At 73.4% G+C, this 16899-nt stretch carries 16 protein-coding genes; 3 read left to right on the forward strand and 13 right to left on the reverse strand.

Features of this window, described 5'->3' with window-relative positions:
• Positions 1 to 46: 46 nt before the first annotated feature.
• The 10 genes from BJ964_RS46855 to BJ964_RS46900 form a co-directional block, all read right to left on the reverse strand.
• The gene (locus BJ964_RS46855) at positions 47 to 1159 is read right to left on the reverse strand and encodes a glycosyltransferase family 4 protein (protein ID WP_188126691.1); all 1113 of its coding nucleotides are present in this window, start codon (positions 1157 to 1159) and stop codon (positions 47 to 49) included.
• 97 nt (positions 1160 to 1256) lie between these two features.
• The gene (murJ, locus tag BJ964_RS46860; protein WP_229807281.1) at positions 1257 to 2774 is read right to left on the reverse strand and encodes a murein biosynthesis integral membrane protein MurJ; all 1518 of its coding nucleotides are present in this window, start codon (positions 2772 to 2774) and stop codon (positions 1257 to 1259) included.
• A 95-nt stretch (positions 2775 to 2869) separates the two neighbouring features.
• On the reverse strand, positions 2870 to 3700 hold the full coding sequence (locus BJ964_RS46865; protein ID WP_188126693.1) for a hypothetical protein: 831 nt from the start codon (positions 3698 to 3700) through the stop codon (positions 2870 to 2872).
• A gap of 25 nt (positions 3701 to 3725) precedes the next feature.
• Positions 3726 to 4661, reverse strand: a complete 936-nt coding sequence (locus tag BJ964_RS46870) for a copper transporter (protein WP_188126694.1) — start codon at positions 4659 to 4661, stop codon at positions 3726 to 3728.
• A 7-nt stretch (positions 4662 to 4668) separates the two neighbouring features.
• Positions 4669 to 5862, reverse strand: coding sequence for a putative cytokinetic ring protein SteA (steA, locus tag BJ964_RS46875; RefSeq protein ID WP_188127571.1), 1194 nt, complete (start codon positions 5860 to 5862; stop codon positions 4669 to 4671).
• A gap of 53 nt (positions 5863 to 5915) precedes the next feature.
• Entirely contained in the window at positions 5916 to 7673 is a 1758-nt protein-coding gene (gene recN, locus BJ964_RS46880; RefSeq protein ID WP_188126695.1) for a DNA repair protein RecN, read from the reverse strand.
• Between the two features lie 52 nt (positions 7674 to 7725).
• Positions 7726 to 8613, reverse strand: coding sequence for an NAD kinase (locus BJ964_RS46885; protein WP_188126696.1), 888 nt, complete (start codon positions 8611 to 8613; stop codon positions 7726 to 7728).
• Positions 8610 to 9434 (reverse strand): TlyA family RNA methyltransferase, encoded by an 825-nt coding sequence (locus BJ964_RS46890; protein ID WP_188126697.1) that lies wholly within the window; start codon positions 9432 to 9434, stop codon positions 8610 to 8612. Before BJ964_RS46890 ends, BJ964_RS46885 begins: the two co-directional genes overlap by 4 nt.
• A gap of 74 nt (positions 9435 to 9508) precedes the next feature.
• Positions 9509 to 9748: a hypothetical protein gene (locus BJ964_RS46895; RefSeq protein ID WP_188126698.1), complete on the reverse strand. Its 240-nt coding sequence runs from the start codon at positions 9746 to 9748 to the stop codon at positions 9509 to 9511.
• 4 nt (positions 9749 to 9752) lie between these two features.
• Positions 9753 to 10556 carry a phasin family protein gene (locus BJ964_RS46900; RefSeq protein ID WP_229807280.1) on the reverse strand — a complete coding sequence of 268 codons (804 nt, stop codon included), beginning with the start codon at positions 10554 to 10556 and terminating at the stop codon, positions 9753 to 9755.
• A 109-nt stretch (positions 10557 to 10665) separates the two neighbouring features.
• Between BJ964_RS46900 and BJ964_RS46905 the strand changes: the two genes are divergently transcribed.
• Positions 10666 to 10989 carry a sterol-binding protein gene (locus BJ964_RS46905; RefSeq protein ID WP_188126699.1) on the forward strand — a complete coding sequence of 108 codons (324 nt, stop codon included), beginning with the start codon at positions 10666 to 10668 and terminating at the stop codon, positions 10987 to 10989.
• Between the two features lie 58 nt (positions 10990 to 11047).
• Here the strand turns inward: BJ964_RS46905 and BJ964_RS46910 are convergent, their stop codons facing one another.
• Positions 11048 to 12262, reverse strand: a complete 1215-nt coding sequence (locus BJ964_RS46910) for a methyl-accepting chemotaxis protein (protein WP_229807279.1) — start codon at positions 12260 to 12262, stop codon at positions 11048 to 11050.
• A gap of 216 nt (positions 12263 to 12478) precedes the next feature.
• Here BJ964_RS46910 and BJ964_RS46915 point away from each other — a divergent pair, with 216 nt between their 5' ends.
• Positions 12479 to 12742 (forward strand): hypothetical protein, encoded by a 264-nt coding sequence (locus tag BJ964_RS46915; RefSeq protein WP_188126701.1) that lies wholly within the window; start codon positions 12479 to 12481, stop codon positions 12740 to 12742.
• Between the two features lie 310 nt (positions 12743 to 13052).
• On the opposite strand, the gene BJ964_RS46920 is transcribed toward BJ964_RS46915, so the two are convergent.
• Positions 13053 to 14069, reverse strand: coding sequence for an HAD-IIA family hydrolase (locus BJ964_RS46920; protein ID WP_188126702.1), 1017 nt, complete (start codon positions 14067 to 14069; stop codon positions 13053 to 13055).
• The gene (locus BJ964_RS48935; protein WP_456049057.1) at positions 14066 to 15013 is read right to left on the reverse strand and encodes a Replicase polyprotein 1ab; all 948 of its coding nucleotides are present in this window, start codon (positions 15011 to 15013) and stop codon (positions 14066 to 14068) included. Before BJ964_RS48935 ends, BJ964_RS46920 begins: the two co-directional genes overlap by 4 nt.
• Positions 15014 to 15016: 3 nt before the next feature.
• On the opposite strand from BJ964_RS48935, the gene BJ964_RS46930 reads away from it, so the two are divergent.
• On the forward strand, positions 15017 to 16879 hold the full coding sequence (locus tag BJ964_RS46930; protein WP_188126703.1) for a hypothetical protein: 1863 nt from the start codon (positions 15017 to 15019) through the stop codon (positions 16877 to 16879).
• Positions 16880 to 16899: the final 20 nt, after the last annotated feature.

The following is a 16899-nucleotide window of genomic DNA, read 5'->3' on the forward strand; positions in this document are numbered from 1 at the left end:
CCCGGTGGGCGGACCCGCCGCACCCGGTCGAGCCTGCGTGGGCCGATCACCGCCGGACCGCCGCGACGTCCGCGTAGGCCGAGCGCACGTCGGCGACCACGTCCGCCTCGCCCGGCCAGGTGGCCGCCCTCAGCGGGCCACGGGCCGCGTAGTCGGCGCGCAGCCCGGGGTCGGCCAGCAGCCGCCGGACCGCCTCGTCGAGCGCGTCCAGGTCACCCGGCGGGATCTGCACCGCCGCGTCGCCGACCAGGCCGGGCAGCCCGCCGACCGCCGTGGTGACCAGCGGCACCCCGGCGTGCAGCGCCTCCTGCGCGAACAGCTGCCGTGCCTCCCAGTCACTGGTGATCACCGCGAGGTCCGCGCCGGCCAGCAGGTCGGGCACGTCGGTGCGGTGCCCGAGCAGGTGGACCGGGGCGTGCAGCCGGGACGCCCGCTGCGCCAGCGGCATGTAGCTGGGCCCGGACCCGGCGATCGCCACCACCGGCGGGTGTTCCAGCTCCCGCCACCGGGCGGCGGCGTCGACCAGCAGGTCGTAGTGCTTCTGCGGGTGCAGGCGGCCGACCGACAGGATGAACGGCGTCTCGCCCCGCAGCCGGAACTCGGCGCGCACCGCCGTCCGGGTCCGCTTCGGCGGCGCGAGCTGCGGTGTCGCGACCGGGCCGAGCCGCGCGTTGCGCGCGCCGAGCGCGACGGCCCGCTCCACCAGATCCTCCGACGCGCCCAGCGTCAGCGCGGCGTTGCGTGCCACGATCCGTTCCAGCAGCGCGCCGGCCTGGCCTCTGAGACCACGCGCGAGCACGGCGTTGTGCCAGGTCACCACGAGGGGTACGCCGGTGCGCGCGACCGAGGCCACGAAGGCCGCCCGCAGCCCGTGCGCGTGGATCACCTCGGCGTCCCGCCCGGCGATCGCCCGTCGCAGCTGCCGGATCGCGCCGGAGTCCTGCGGTCCGGGGTCGGCCGGGATCTCCACGACCGAGTACTCGATGCCGCCGGCCGTGAACCCGAAGTGCTGATCCACCGCGGCCGGCCCGCACACCAGCACCCGGCACCCTCCGGCGACCAGCCCACGGGCGAGTGAGGCGACGTGCTGACCGATCCCGCCGGTACTCGACGCGACCACCAGCACGACCGAGCCGCGCCAACCCTCGTCGCTGCTCACGACCTCGACTACCCCTCTCGTCCGGCGACCGCAGGCACGATCGCTGGTCCTTGCACGGCACACACGGCGTCGGCGGTGGGTGGCGTGGACACGTCGCCTATCGGCGAAGCCGCCGCCCAAGTGTGCTCACCAGCGGGCCGATGTCCCGCCGGTCCAGCACGAAGGCCAGCGCGGCGAAGACGCCCGCGACGACCGCCCCGCCCAGCATGCCCGCAACAATGCTGCCGAACACGCCCGGGGTGGGCCACACCGTCGCCTCCAGCGCCCGCACCACACCCCACCCGGCGAGCCCGGCCACGGCGGCCGCGACGACCGCGGCCGCACCGGCCCGGCCCAGACCGGCGAGCGCGGCCCGGCCGGCGTGCCGCCGCACCGCCAGGACCAGCAACAACCCGGTGACCGACATGCCGACGGCATTGGCCAGCCCGAGACCGTACACCTCCCGCGGACCGTCGGCGACCGCTGTGGCGACGATCACGGCGGCGCCCGCGGTGAGCCAGCCCACCGCCGAGGCGACCGCGGCGGCCACGGTCGCGCCACGGGCGTACAGAGCCCGGGAGAGCAGCGCGAACAGGGCGTAACCGAGCAGCCCGGGCGCGAACCCGACCACACCGGGCACCGCGTCCGGAACCTCCATGAGCCGCGTCATCGGGATCGCCAGCCCGGCCAGCGCGGCCGTGCCGAACCCGGCGAGCAGCACCACCGAACGCGCGGTCGCGGACAGCGAGGCCGCGTACCCCGTCTCGTCGCCCTCGGAGGCCGCCGCCGACAGCCGCGGATAGACCGCGGTGGCCAGCGGCACCGCGAGCACCGCCCACGGCAGCAGGAACAGCGTCTGCGCACCGCTGTAGGGCGCCATCTGCCGGGCCGCGAACACCACGATCAGCGCGGCCACCACCTGCTGCGCCCCGACCGTGACCGCGCCGGCCCAGCCGAGCCGGACCGCCTGACGGCCCTCGCCGCCCGGGAACCGCAACGACGGCCGCAACCGCAGCCGCAGCCGCGACACCGGGATCAGCAGGCAGAGACTGAGCGCCACCACCCCGAGGGTGGTGCCCACCGACAGGGTGAGCTCCCCGGCCCGGCTCAGCCCGGCGAAGTCGGATCCGACGCCGTCGATCCCGGCATAGGTGAGATAGGCGGTCATCACCACCACGCTGGACAGCAGCGGCGCGATCACCGGCCAGGCGAACCGGTGATGCGCCTGCAACACCCCGGTCAGCACGATCCCGATGCCGTAGAGCGGCAGCTGCGGCGCGAAGACCCGCAGCATCCGGGCGGCGACCTCGTGGTGCTCCGGTGCGATGTCGAAGAGCCCGGTGATCGGCCCGGAGATCAGAAAGACCAGGACCGCCAGGGGTACGGTGAGCACGATCACCCACGTGAGCAGCGCCGACACGACCCGGTCGACCCGTCGGCGATCCCCGGCGGCGACCGCGCCGGCGAGCAGCGGCACCACGAGGCTGGCCAGCGCACCGCCCGCCGCGAGTTCGAAGACGATGTTCGGCACCAGGTTGGTGGCGAGGTAGACGTCGGCCAGGCTGTCGTCGCCGACGGTGTAGAAGAACACCGCGGTCCGCCCGAACCCGGCGAGCCGCGCCAGGATCGTGAGCACCGAGATCAGCGCGGCCGCGCCGGCGAGCCTGGCGCCCGTACCCCGAAGGTGTGTGGAGACCCGCGCTGGAGCCGCGCCCGTTTCGGAAGGCTTGGTCACGCCGGTGGCCGGCGGCCGAGTTCGTCGACGGCCCGCAGCCACGGCGTGTCCTGGATGACCTTGGTGAAGCTGACCTTCTCGCTGGCCGCGGTCAGCCCCGCCAGCGCGGCCAGCGCGGCGACCCGTCCGGCCGTCCCGCTGCGGGCGACCAGCGCCACCCCGAGCAGCGCGCCCAGCGCGTTCGCCCCGGCGTCACCGAGCATGATCTCCTCGCCCAGGTCGGCGGGCAGCAGCGCCGTCGCCGCGCCGAGGGTGCCGGCGGTCATCGACGCGTTGCGCCCGACCGCGAGCGGCGCCCCGGCGATCAGCCCGGCCTTGATCGCCCGCCCAGGCCGCAGGTCGAGCAGGTTGAGCAGATTGGCCGCCCCGGCGATCACCCCGGCGCCGAGCAGCACGTCGAAGCCCCGCCCGGACCGCGTGGACCGGCCGCTGCCGATCAGCGCGGACGCGGCGAGCCCGGCCGCACCCACCCCCGCGATCTTGACGAGCCCACTCGTGACCCGCCCCTCCCGCAGCGCGCCGAGATGCCCGGCGAAGCCCTTGGCCGCCTTCTGCTCCGGCCGGTTGCCGACGATGTCGTCGTAGAAACCGACCGCCCCGCTGACCGCCCCGGCCGCGACCGCCGCCGCGGCGAGCCGCCCGGTCGGGGCCCCGGAGGCCGCGCCGACCGTGGCGCCGACCGCGAGGGCCGGGCCACCGGCGAGCGTCACGGTCCGCCCGTGGAAGTTGGTCCGGCGCAGCCCGCCCGCTTTCGGGTCGTGCCGCACCCAGCCGAGCACGGCCCGCGCGACCGAGGAGCCGATGCCGAAGGAGCGGAGGTACGCCATGGCCGCAGAGTCTAGACGGGCGCGGCTACGGCGCGGCCGACGGCACGATGGACGTGGCGCCCGCGCCCAGGCCGTACTGACCGACCTTGTTCTGCACCAGCCGCTCGGCCGTGACCAGCGCGGTCGCGACCTGCCCCTGCACGGTGATCACGTTGTCCACGGTGGAGATGTCCTGGACGAGGGTCGGGTCGCTGCGGATGGCGGAGACCAGGTTTCCCTCGCCGGCGCTGTCCCCGGCGACCACGAGCGGCCGGTTCCGGTGGAACTGGGAGGCCACCGTGACCGTGGCCTTGCTCTTCTTGTCGGCTTCCTTGTCGGTGGCCGGCGCCCCGGCGACGAGCACGATCGTCTCGGCGCCGCCGGTCGCGCCGTCCTCGGCGGTGAGGTAGCCGGGCTGCGCGAAGGCCGCCAGCACCGCGGTCACGTCACCGGGAGTGGGCTGTGACGGGCCGCTGCCCTGCTGGAGGGCGAGCGCGAGCAGCGCGGCGGCGGTCTCGACACCGTCGCTGTTCTGCGGCAGGCCGGCCGCCGAGATGCTCGGCTGCGACGACTGGTCGGCCAGCTGGAGCAGCTCGGTGGCGAAGTTCGAGTCGAGGAACTTGTCCTCGACCTGGAGCCGGGCGGTGATCGTGGCGCCGGCCACGGTCAGCATCTCGGCGACGCCGTCGGCCGGGTCGTCCGCGCCGGGCAGCGCCACCACCGCGACCTTGCGGCCGGCCAACTGGCCGTCCAGCAGCATGGGCGCGATCTGCTTGGCGAAGTCCTGGTTGCGGTTGACCTCTTCGTTGAGCTTGTTGACCTGCTCACGACGGACGTTGTTGTCCTTGTTGAGCTGGGCCAGGTTGTCCCGCAGGTTCTCGGAGACCGGGCCGTTGAGGGCCGCGGTGCCGACCACCAGGCCGATCGCCAGCGCGAGGAACACCGCGGTGAGCGACACCACGTGGTACCGGAAGTTGATCACGACGCCCTCAGAAAAGATTGCCCAGCTGGAAGACGAAATTGTCCCACCACTCGGACACGACGGTGAGATACGCCTTCCCCACGGTGGAGACCGCCACGGCCGAGGCCATCGCGGCGAGCGCGGACAGCACCAGCAGCAGCACCGCCGACCCGGAGACGCTCTGCCGGTAGAGCCGGCTCACGCCCTTCGCGTCGACCAGCTTGCCGCCGACCTTGAGCCGGGTGAGGAAGGTGGAGGCCATGCCGCCGCGGCCCTTGTCCAGGAACTCGACCAGGTTCGCGTGCGTGCCGACGGCCACGATCAGGGACGCCCCCTTCTCGTCGGCGAGCAGCATCGCCAGGTCCTCGCTGGTGGCGGCGGCCGGGAAGGTCAGGCCGTCGACACCCAGATTCTGCACCCGCTGCAGGCCCGGGGCGCGCCCGTCCGGGTACGCGTGGACGACCACCTCGGCGCCGCAGCGCAGCACGTCGTCGGTGACCGAGTCCATGTCCCCGATGATCATGTCGGGGGTGTAGCCGTTCTCCACCAGCGCGTCCGCGCCGCCGTCGACCCCGATCAGGACCGGCTTGTACTCCCGGATGTACGGCCGGAGAACCTCCAGGTCCTCCTTGTAGTCGTAGCCACGGACCACGATCAGCACATGCCGGCCGCCGATGCGGGTCTGCACGTCCGGCACGCCGACGCCGTCGAGCAGCAGGTCCCGCTCCTGCTTGAGGTAGTCCATGGTGTTCGCGGCGAACGCCTCGAGCTGCACCGACAGACCCTCGCGGGCCTCGGCCATCGACTTGGCCACGGTCTCCGCGTCCTGCCGGACACCGGAGGCGACCGGCTCGCCGTCGAGCAGCACGGCGCCGCCCTCGATGCTGACCACCCGGCCCTCACGCAGGCCGGCGAACACGTCCTCACCCAGGTCGTCGACGAGGATCACGCCGCCCTGGATCAGCACCTCGGGGCCGAGATTCGGATAACGGCCGGAGATCGACGGCTTGGCGTTGAGCACCGCCATCACCCCGGAGGCGACGAGCGAGTCGGCCGCGACCCGGTCCAGGTCGACGTGATCGATCACGGCGATCTCACCGGGCCGCAGACGGCCGGTCAGGCGCTTGGTCCGCCGGTCCAGCCGGGCCACGCCGGAGACCGGACCGGGCTCAGCGCCCCTGGTCCGGCGGAGGGTGGGAATGGGAAGTCGCATCCCGGCCATCCTGACATGCCGTCGCACCCACTTCCCCAGCGACATGCTCCAGCTCACCTTTTCTAGGCGCGCTTCTCCCGAGCCGCCACGGAGAGCAACTCCTCCGCATGGGCGATACCCAGGTCCGAATCGGGCAGACCAGCCAGCATTCTGGACAATTCCCTAGCCCGTTCGGTCTCTTCCACGATCCGAACACCACTCGTGGTGATCGCCCCACCGGTGTCCTTCGCGACCACGAGATGACGATCGGCGAATGCCGCGACCTGCGGCAGGTGCGTCACGACCAACACCTGATGGGTACGCGCGAGCCGCGCCAACCGCTTGCCGATCTCGACCGCGGCCGTGCCGCCGACACCCGAGTCCACCTCGTCGAACACCAGGGTGGGCGGACCGCCCGCCCCGGCGAACACCACCTCGATGGCCAGCATCACCCGGGACAGCTCACCACCGGAGGCGCCCTTCTGCAGCGGCAGCGCGGGCGCGCCCGGGTGGGCCAGCAGCCGCAGCTCCACCTCGTCGGCGCCGTCCGCCCCGGCGGCCACCGTCGCACCGTCGACCGTCACGGCCGGCTCGTCCCGCGACGGTGCCCGGGTGAGCACCGCCACCTCGACCCGGGCGTGCGGCATCGCCAGCCCGGCCAGCTCGACGCTGACCGCCTCGGAGAACCGGCCGGCCGCCTCCCGCCGGGCCGCGGTCAGCCGCCCGGCCAGCTCGGCCACCGACGCCTCCAGCCGCTGGCGCTCCCGGTCCAGCTCCTCCAGCAGCTCGTCGGAGGTGTCCAGCTCACCCAGCTTGGTCTTCGCGTGCTCCGCCCAGGCGATGACACCGTCGATGTCGTCCGCGTACTTCCGGGTCAGCCCCCGCAGCGCGGCCCGCCGCTCGTAGATCGCCTCCAGCCGGGCCGGATCGGCATCGAGCGTCCCCAGATAGGCGGACAACTCGGACGACACGTCACCGACCAGGGTGGCCGCCTCCTCGATCCGCGCCGCCAGGTCGGCGAGCGACGGGTCGACCTGCGACTGCCCCTCCAGGGTGCGCCGGGCCAGCCCGAGCAGCTGGGTGGCGTCGGGGGTGTCGTCGGCCACCTCCACCCCACCGGCCAGCGCCTGCCCCGCCAGGGTGGCCGCGACCCGCAGCCCCTCGGCATGCTCCAGCCGCTGCACCTCGTTACGCAGATCCTCGTCCTCACCGGGCTGCGGATCGACCCGGGTGATCTCGTCGAGGCCCAGCTTGAGAAGGTCCGCCTCCTGCGAGCGCTGCCGGGCGTTGCGCCGCCGGTCGGCCAGGTCGTCGACCACCGAACGCCAGCGGCCGAACGCCTCCCGATACGACTCCAGCAGCTTCTCGTGCTCCGGGCCGGCGAACCGGTCCAGTGCGGACCGCTGCTCCGACGGGCGCAGCAGGCGCAACTGGTCGGACTGACCGTGCACGGCCAAGATCTGCTCGCCCAGCTCGCTCAACGTCGACACCGGCATGCTCCGGCCGCCGACGTGCGCCCGGGACCGGCCCTCCGCCGTCACCGTGCGGCTCAACAGGACCGAGCCGTCGTCGTCGGCCTCGCCACCGGCGTCGGTGATCCGGGTCCGCACGGCGTCGCCCAGAGTCCCGCCGAGCTTGAGCCGGCCCTCGACCACGGCCCGCCCCGGGTCGGCCCGGACCCGGCCGGCGTCGGCCCGGCCACCGAACAGCAGTCCGAGACCGGTCACCACCATGGTCTTACCGGCGCCGGTCTCACCGGTGATCACGTTCATTCCCGACGAGAGGCGCAGCGTCGTGTCGTCGATGACGCCGAGCCCGGTGATGCGCAGTTCCTCCAGCACAGGCGAACAGTATCGGGACCCACCGACAAAAGCCCACCGCGGGGGTTTCTGATCAGCGTCGATTGCCCCGCCAGCCGACCACCGGAAGCCCGAACTTCGCCACCAGCGTGTCGGTGAACGGGCGCGGCGCGAGACGGACCAGGCGGACCGGCAGCCGCCCGCGCTCCACGGTCACCGTCGATCCCGGCGGCAGGTCCCAGGTGCGGCGCCCGTCACAGCACAGCACCGCGAACGACGTGTACGGGTCCACCGTCAACACGAACGTCGACGTAGGCGCCGTCACGATCGGGCGACTGAACAGGGCGTGCGCGCTGATCGGCACCAGCAGCAGCGCCTCCACCTCGGGCCACACCACCGGCCCGCCGGCGGAGAACGCGTACGCCGTCGACCCGGTCGGGGTGGCACACACCACACCGTCGCAGCCGTACCGGGACAGCGGCCGCCCGTCCACGTCCACGAGCAGCTCGAGCATCTGCGCCCGCTGCCCCTTCTCCACGGTCACCTCGTTGAGCGCCCACGACTCGGCGATCAGCCGTCCGTCGTACTCCGCCCGGACGTCCAGGGTGAGCCGCTCGTCCACCGTGTAGTCCCCGGCCACCACGTCGGCGACCGCCTGGTCGATGTGGTCGATCTCGGCCTCCGCCAGGAAGCCGACCTTGCCCAGGTTGATGCCGAGCAGCGGCGTCTTCGACGGGCGGGCCAGCTCCGCCGCCCGCAGGAACGTGCCGTCCCCGCCGAGCGCCATCACGATCTCCACGCCCTCGGCCGCGTCCGGGCCGTCGACCGGCTGCACACCCTCCGGCAGCTCCAGGTCGGCGACCTCGTCGGCGATCACCCGCACCTCGAACCCGGCCGCGATCAGGTCCAGCGCCACCGCCCGGGCGTGCTGGGTACTCTGCCTGCGCCCGGTGTGCGTCACCAGCAGGGCCGAGCGCGTCATTTCTCCTCCACGAAGGCAACCGGGCCGGCTTCGACGACGGCCTCGATCCGAGCTGGGTCAGCGGGCGGGGCGTCCCGCCGGAACCACACGAAGAACTCCACATTGCCGCTCGGCCCCGGCAGCGGGCTAGCCGTCACGGCCGCCACCCCGAGGCCCAGCCCGGACGCGGCCGCCGCCACGTCCAGCACCGCCTCGGCGCGCAGCCGCCAGTCACGCACCACCCCACCCGAGCCGACACGTTCCTTACCCACCTCGAACTGGGGCTTCACCATCAGCGCCAGATCGCCGTCCGGCCCGGTGCACCCGGCCAGCGCCGGCAGCACCAGCCGCAACGAGATGAACGACAGATCCGCCACGGTCAGATCCACCGGGCCGCCGATCGACTCCGGGGTGATCGACCGCACGTTCGTCCGCTCCTGCACCACCACCCGCTCGTCGGTACGGATCGGCCAGGCCAACTGCCCGTACCCGACGTCGACCGCCACCACCTGCCGGGCCCCGGCGCGCAGCAGCACGTCGGTGAACCCGCCGGTCGAGGCGCCCGCGTCCAGGCAGCGCCGGCCGGTCACGGTCAGCCCCTGCGGACCGAACGCGGCCAGCGCCCCGGCGAGTTTGTGGCCGCCCCGCGACACGTACTCGTCCTTCGGGTCCTCGCCGGTCACCACGATCGGATCGGCGGGGTCGACCATCGCGGCGACCTTCGCCGCGGTGGTGCCGCGCACCAGCACACGGCCGGCCGCGACGAGCGTGGCGGCCTGCTCCCGGGAGCGGGCGAGCTTACGACGGACGAGCTCGGCGTCGAGACGCGCACGGCGGGCCATCAAAATCCCTTTTCGAGGTACGGGTGGTTCGTTACAGCCTGCACAACCTACTCGCCGCCGGTCGTGCCCCGGCCTCAGCGGTCGATGCCGGCCAGGGTCTCCTGAAGCACCTGGTGGGCGGCCTCGTACTCGGCGATCTGCTCGGCCGGCGCCAGCCGTGCCGCGTTGGCCAGCGACCGGAGCACCGCGTCGACCGCCGGATGCCCGGTGTCCTCCCCGCCACCGCCCCGGGAGACGTCCGTCCCACCGGCGAGGGAAACACCCGGCGGCGGTCCCGGACGCGGACCGGGCTGTGCGGAACTGGGATATGTCACAGCCTCATGCCTCCGGGCTCGCCGTCCGGCCGACGTTCTCCGCCGCCGGGGTCGACTGGGTCGGCACCTGAGCCTTCCGCGGCGCGCGCTTACGCGGCGCGGGCGGCGGCTCGGCCGCCGCGGTCCTCTTGGCCGGCGCCCGCTTCCGCGGCGCGGGCGGCACCTCGGCCGCCGCGGCCTTCCTGGCCGGCGCCCGCTTGGCCGCGGCCTTCTTCACCGGAGCCCGCTCATCGGCGGGCTGGGCCGGCACGGCCTTCGCCGCGGTCTTGCGAGGCGCCCGCTTGACCGGCGCGGCCTTGACCGGCGCGGCCTGCACCGGAGCGGCCTCGCCCGGCGTCGCGGCGTTCCCCGGCACCGCGGCCGGCGCGGTAGCCGCCGCCGGCATCGCGTTCGGCTTGGCCTTGACCGCCTTCTTCGCGACCGCCTTCTTCACGGGCGCGGGAGCGGGCGTGGGCGCCGGCTTGTCCAGCCGGGTCCCGCCCACCGACTCGGCGGCGCTGGCCCGGGCCTGCGCCTCGCGCAGCTGCCGCTCCAGGTCGTGCACCCGCGAGGTGAGCTCGGAAACCTCCTCGGCGGTGGCCAGACCCACCCGCCCGAGCGCCCGGTCCACCTCGTACCGCACGATGCTGGTCAGCGCCTCCCGGTTGGCGACACCCGCGGTCAGCAGGTCCTCCACCAGGCCCTGAACCTGCACCGCGGTGGCCCCGCCCCGGTTGAGCAACTCCCCGGCGACCTGTTGCGCCCTCTTCCGGGGAGCCTCCGTCAAACCGAGTGCCAGGTCCAGATATGCCCGCCATGCGTCCGGCATGTCCCGCCTCCTCTCGCCACGTCGGGTGCCACGCTACCGGGCACTTCCGGGAAAACTACTGGGGTACCGTGCTGGTGTCGTGAGGCTGGTGTCACCGGAAAGGATGCTGATGGCCACCGTGGAGGAGTGCCGGCAGGCACTGAACGACCTCGCCGCCCGGCTCGCCGCCAACGCCGAGGCCCAGGGGAAGCTGGATCTCGACCGCACCCTGGCCTGCCGGCTCACCGATCTCGGCGCGGCGTTCCACGGCCGGATCACCGGCGGGCGGCTGGTCGACATCACCGACGGCGACGACCCGAAGGCGAAGATCGCCCTGGTGATCACGAGCGACGACCTGATCGCCCTGGTCGACGGCAGGCTGGAGCTCACGCGCGTGATCTCGTCCATCCGGGCGAACCCGTTCGACCTGCTCAAGCTCCGCAAACTCCTCTGAAACACGTCGACCGGCCGGGCCCAGGGATACGGGCGCGGCCGGCCGGCGGTTCAACGGGTCAGTATTCGGCGGTCGTGGAGAGCGCCTCCAGCCCGGTGAGGACCTGGCCGGCGGCCGCCGTGGCGGTGGACAGCTGGATGGTCACCTCGGCCAGCACGGCGGCCTGCTCCTCCACCGAGGACGCGATGTTCAGCTGGAGCTCGTGGATGCCGTCGACGGCCCCGGCCGTGGACGCGAAGGTGTGCGCCACGTCCCCGGTCTCCGCCACGATCGCGGTGATCACCTGATTGACCCGTTCCACCGAGGTGGCCGTCTCCCGGGCCAGGTCCTTGACCTCCCCGGCCACCACGGCGAAGCCCTTGCCCAGTTCACCGGCGCGGGCCGCCTCGATGGTGGCGTTCAGCGCGAGCAGGTTGGTCTGCTCGGCCAACGAGGCGATGATCGCGTTCACGTCGGCGATCTCCCCCACCGACCGCTCCAGCTGCCGGACCTTCTGCCCCGCCGACTCGGCCGCCTCCTTGCCGGTCGACGCCGTGCCGGCGGCCTGCGCCGACCGTTCGGCGATGTCGCGCACCGCCGCGGTCAGCGCCGCCAGCTCCCGGTCCACGGCGGCGACCGCCGAGATCGCGGCGGTCGCCTCGCCGCTGATGCCGGCCACGTCCGCGGCGATCCGGCGGGCATTCTCGGCCGCCCTCTCGGACCGCTCGTGCAACTCCTCCGCCGCCCGTTCCCGGCTCTCCCGCTCGGCCCGGTCCACCTCGTGCCGCGCCTGCTCGGCCTCCTTGGCCAGCTCCTCGTTCTCCCGTTCCGCCTCCTCCGCGAAGTGCCAGAACACGAGGATCCCGGCCACCTCGAGGGTGAGCAGCCCGGCGTGCGCCACGACCATGGTGAGGGCGGTGGCGACCTCCATGTGGTGTTCTCCGAACACCCGCTCCGGCGCCATCAGGCCGAGCACCCCGTGATGCACGACAACCACCACGATCGCCCACACCAGCGGCGCCCACTGCTGGTAGAGCGCCACGAAGATCAGTACGGCGTACAGGTGGATGTGCGCGGTCATCTGCCCGCCGGTCAGTTCGATCGCCACGAACGTGCACGCGATCAGCCCGACGCTGACATACGAGGCCTGCGCCTTGCGCGACCGCCAGAGCGGCGTCGCCGCGGCCCACGCGACCGGGGCCGCGGCCAGCAGCACGGCCTCCCACACCGGCCGCGGTCCGAGCACACCGATCACCAGGAAGAACGGCGCGTGCAACCAGAGCAACCGGCTCACGATCCGGTGTCTGGCCTGCCACGACGCTTCGGACAGATGGCCGCCACGCGGCAACGTAAACGAACTCACACCAACCTGATCGACCACGGAACAGGCCTCTTGACCCTTCGGGGCAAATGACCGAAGGCCTTCGGGATTTGCCACGGACGGTGCCACGATGGAGTTCAGGGAATGGAACGGCCGGCGACCGGCCGGCCCCCGAACCGGGGAGCGATCATGCGACATGCCCGACGCCGCCGGCCCGCCGATCTCCACGAGGTCGCCGAGCAACTGGCCGTACCTTCGTTCGACTGGATGAGCACCCCGATGGTCGCCGTCGTCGACGGTTTCCTGCACATCGACCCTGATGCGCCCCTGCCGCAGCCCCACCGCCCCGGCTTGGCGCCGGCTCCCGGCACGGGCTCGGCCGACGTTCATCCCGACGACGCCGCCCACAACGCTTCCCACCTGCTGGCCGGCTTGACCCGCATACGCCCATAAACATTTTGGTACGCCTACGCGCACCCGATCCTGCCGACAGCGACCATCTGCCACGCAGGGCCGCAGCGCCCGCATCCGGGCTGACCGGGTGGTCCCGTCCAACCCCAGAAGCACATCGTGGGCCTCCCTACCGGGAGACCCACGACCAAACCCACAACATCACTCACCGAGCCCGTGTGCCGACCGGGAGTCCGAACTCCCAGGCCGCCAGGTCTCACGCGCCTCCGGACAGCGACTCGAACGCCGACCGGGAGGCCGAACTCCCCACCCAGCCGGCGGGCCAGCGCCTCCGGGGAGAACGGCTCGAACGTCAGCCAGGAGCCTGAACGCCCCAGGCCGCCAGTACCTCGCGCGCCTCCGGGGAGCGCGGCTCGATCGCGGACGGGGCCACGCCGTCCCAGGTCACACCGCACAGCAGGCGCAGGGCGTCGACCGGATCGCCGGAGCCGTCCAGGGTGACGCCGCCACCGTCCCGGGTGACCCGCCAGCCGCCGGCCGTGTCGCCGGGCGCCGGGACCAGCGCGTCCTCGGCCCCGCGGAACAGGCCGGACAGATCCGCCGCCACGTAGGTCGGGCGACGGTCCTCCGGCGCGGCCAGCAGGTCCGCCGGACCACTGACACCGGTCAGCACCAGCAGACTGTCCATGCCCGCGCCGACCGCACCCTGGATGTCGGTGTCCAGCCGATCGCCGACCGACAACGGCCGCCGTGCCCCGGCGACCGTCGCCGCCGTCGTGAAAAGGCCCGGCTGCGGCTTGCCGACCACCACGTCCGGATCCCGGTCGAGCGCCGTCCGCAGCACCGCGACCAGCGAGCCGTTGCCCGGCAGCGGCCCACGCGGACTGGGCAGGGTCCGGTCGGTGTTGGTGGCGTACCAGACGGCGCCGGCCCGGACCGCCAGCGCCGCCTCGGCCAGAATCTTCCAGCCGACCTCGGGCCCGTACCCCTGAAGAACCGCGACCGGCTCCTCCTCGGCCGAGGCGACCGGCTCGAGACCCGCGTCGCGGACCTCGGCGCGAAGCGCCTCCGCACCCACCACCAGCACCTTCGCACCGGCCGGCAACCGGTCGGCGAGCAGCGCCGCCGCGGCGCCGGCCGAGGTGAGGACCTCGGCCGGCTCCGCGCTCACACCCATGCCGGTCAGCAGCGCCGCCACCTCGGCGGCCCGCCGCGACGCGTTGTTCGTCGCGTACGCGATCGACGTCGAGCCGGCACGCAGCCGCTCGACCGCGTCGGCGGCCCCCGGGATCGGCTTGTCGATCAGGAAGACGACGCCGTCCAGGTCGAAGATGACCAGGTCGTAGCCACCGGCGAGGTGATCCGTCATGCCTGCGGCTTGTCCTCGCCGGCCTGTCCCACGTACTCGTCCGCCTGCGCCTTCTCGTCCTGCTCGCCCCGAAGCCCGTCGGTGTTCACGTCGGTCTCCGCGACGGCCACCGGCGCGTCCTCGTCCTCGTCCTCGTCAGCCGCGCGGTCCGAGTCCGGGGTGTCGACGGCGGCCCGCTCACGGTCCTCGTCGTCCTCGTCCTCGTCCTCGTCCTCGTCCTCGAAGTCGTCGTCTTCGTCGTCTTCGTCTTCGTCGGCGTCGAAGTCGTCGTCACCGTCGAGGTCGTCCTCGTCGTCCTCGTCAGCCGCGCGGTCCGAGTCGGGGGTGTCGGCGGCGGCCCGCTCACGGTCCTCGCCGTCCTCGTCCTCGAACTCGTCGTCGCCCTCGATGGTGACGCCGTCGAGCTCGAGCAGCCGCTCGGCCGCGTCGGTGACCTGCTCCTCGTCGATGGAGGCGGCCCGGGCGAACCACTCCCGCGCCTCGTCCCGGCGGCCCGCCCCCAGCAGGGCGTCGGCGTAGGCGTACCGCAGACGCGCCGCCCACTCGGCGTCGTCGTCCCCGGTCAGCTCCTTGACCTGGAGCATCGCCACGGCCGCGTCGTGCTGACCCAGGTCGCCCCGGGCGCCCGCCGCGACGATGAGCAGCTCGATGGCGCCCGCCTTCTCCAGGTTCGCCGCGTCCGCGCCGCGGTACAGGTCGATGGCCCGCTCGGGACGGCCCAGCGCCCGCTCGCAGTCGGCCAGCTCGGCCAGGTGCGTCTGCCGCCCGGTCATCCGGTGGTAGGTCCGCAGCTCGGCGATCGCGGTCGTCCAGTCACCCGCCGCGTACGCCGCAAGCCCGACCGCCTCCCGCACCACCGCAATCCGCGAGGCCAGCCGCCGCGCCGCGATCGCGTGCAGCAGCGCCACCTCGGAGTCCTCGTCGATGATCTGGCCGGCCGCCACCAGGTGCCGCGCGACCTTCTCGGCGATGTCCCGGGCCAGGCTCAGCAGCTCCGCACGGACCTCCTGGTCGAGGTCGTTGGCGGTGATGTCCTCGGGGATCTCCGGCGCCACGAACGCCGGCTGTCCACCGGTCTCGCCGTCCGTGCCCCGGCCGCCGTCGGCCTGGTAGCCACCACGGTCCCGGTCGTCCCGGCGGAAGCCGCCACGGTCGCCGCCACCCTGGTAGCCGCCACGGTCACGGTCGCCGCCACCCTGGTAGCCGCCACGGTCACGGTCTCCACCACGGAACCCACCGCGGTCACCGCCACCCTGGTAGCCGGGCCGGTCGCCGCTCGGACGCCCACCCTGGTAACCACCCCGGTCACGGTCCCCACCACGGAAACCACCGCGGTCGCCGCCACCCTGGTAACCACCACGGTCGCCACCACCCTGGTAGCCGCCACGGTCGCGGTCGCCGCCACGGAACCCACCGCGGTCACCGCCACCCTGGTAGCCCGGACGGTCGCCACTCGGACGCCCACCCTGGTAACCACCACGGTCACGGTCGCCACCACGGAAACCACCGCGGTCACCGCCACCCTGGTAGCCCGGACGGTCGCCACTCGGACGCCCACCCTGGTAACCACCACGGTCACGGTCCCCACCACGGAACCCACCGCGGTCACCGCCACCCTGGTAGCCCGGACGGTCGCCACTCGGACGCCCACCCTGGTAACCACCACGGTCACGGTCCCCACCACGGAACCCACCGCGGTCACCGCCACCCTGGTAACCCGGCCGGTCGCCACCACGGAAACCACCGCGGTCACCGCCACCCTGGTAACCCGGCCGGTCGCCACTCGGACGCCCACCACGGTCACCGCCGGCGCCGCCGCGGTCGTCCCGGCGGAAGCCACCGCGGTCGCCGCCGCCCTGGTAGCCCGGACGGTCGCCGCTCGGACGCCCACCCTGGTAGCCGCCACGGTCACGGTCGCCGCCACGGAACCCGCCGCGGTCGCCGCCACCCTGGTAACCACCACGGTCACCGCCGGCGCCGCCACGGTCGTCCCGGCGGAAGCCACCGCGGTCGCCGCCACCCTGGTAGCCCGGACGGTCGCCACTCGGACGCCCACCCTGGTAGCCCGGACGGTCGCCACTCGGACGCCCACCCTGGTAGCCCGGACGGTCGCCACTCGGACGCCCACCCTGGTAGCCCGGACGGTCGCCACTCGGACGCCCACCCTGGTAACCACCACGGTCACGGTCCCCACCACGGAACCCACCACGGTCGCCACCGCCCTGGTAACCACCACGGTCACGGTCGCCGCCACGGGAGCCGCCGCCCTGGTAGCCGCCACGCTCTACGCCACGGTCGCCACCGGCGCTGCCTCGGTCGTCCCGGCGGAAGCCGCCACGGTCGCCGCCACCCTGGTAGCCGCCACGGTCACGGTCCCCACCACGGAACCCACCGCGGTCACCGCCACCCTGGTAGCCCGGACGGTCGCCACTCGGACGCCCACCCTGGTAGCCACCACGGTCACGGTCGCCACCACGGGAGCCACCGCCCTGGTAGCCGCCGCGCGAGCCGCCCCGGTCGCCGCCACCCTGGTAGCCGCCACGGGAACCGCTGCGGTCACCGCCGCCCTGGTAGCCGCCCCGGTCACCGCGGCGCCCGTCGTTACCTCCGTCGCGGCCACTGCCGGAACGGCGGTCGTCGTCGCGGTTGCTGGAGCCGCCGTCCTGCGGTCCTGTACTCACGGATCATTCCTTCCAGTACGGCGGCGGGCTACTTCGGCCCGGGTGGCCTTGCTCCGACACACGCTGTTCTCGATACACAAAGTTACTAGGCGATCTGCCCATAAACGCAGTCGAGGGCCGACCCCGTAGTTGGGGCGGCCCTCGACCGA

The sequence above is a fragment of the Actinoplanes lobatus genome, from assembly GCF_014205215.1.
In the GTDB taxonomy this organism is placed as follows: Bacteria; Actinomycetota; Actinomycetes; order Mycobacteriales; family Micromonosporaceae; genus Actinoplanes; species Actinoplanes lobatus.

Excerpts from the sequence above, each read along its gene's own strand:
- BJ964_RS46865 (WP_188126693.1), bottom strand. The coding sequence starts at position 3,700 with ATGGCGTACCTCCGCTCCTTCGGCATCGGCTCCTCGGTCGCGCGGGCC.
- steA (WP_188127571.1), bottom strand. The coding sequence starts at position 5,862 with ATGGCCGGGATGCGACTTCCCATTCCCACCCTCCGCCGGACCAGGGGC.
- BJ964_RS46885 (WP_188126696.1), bottom strand. The coding sequence starts at position 8,613 with ATGACGCGCTCGGCCCTGCTGGTGACGCACACCGGGCGCAGGCAGAGT.
- BJ964_RS46890 (WP_188126697.1), bottom strand. The coding sequence starts at position 9,434 with ATGGCCCGCCGTGCGCGTCTCGACGCCGAGCTCGTCCGTCGTAAGCTC.
- BJ964_RS46900 (WP_229807280.1), bottom strand. The coding sequence starts at position 10,556 with ATGCCGGACGCATGGCGGGCATATCTGGACCTGGCACTCGGTTTGACG.
- BJ964_RS46905 (WP_188126699.1), top strand. The coding sequence starts at position 10,666 with ATGGCCACCGTGGAGGAGTGCCGGCAGGCACTGAACGACCTCGCCGCC.
- BJ964_RS46915 (WP_188126701.1), top strand. The coding sequence starts at position 12,479 with ATGCGACATGCCCGACGCCGCCGGCCCGCCGATCTCCACGAGGTCGCC.
- BJ964_RS46920 (WP_188126702.1), bottom strand. The coding sequence starts at position 14,069 with ATGACGGATCACCTCGCCGGTGGCTACGACCTGGTCATCTTCGACCTG.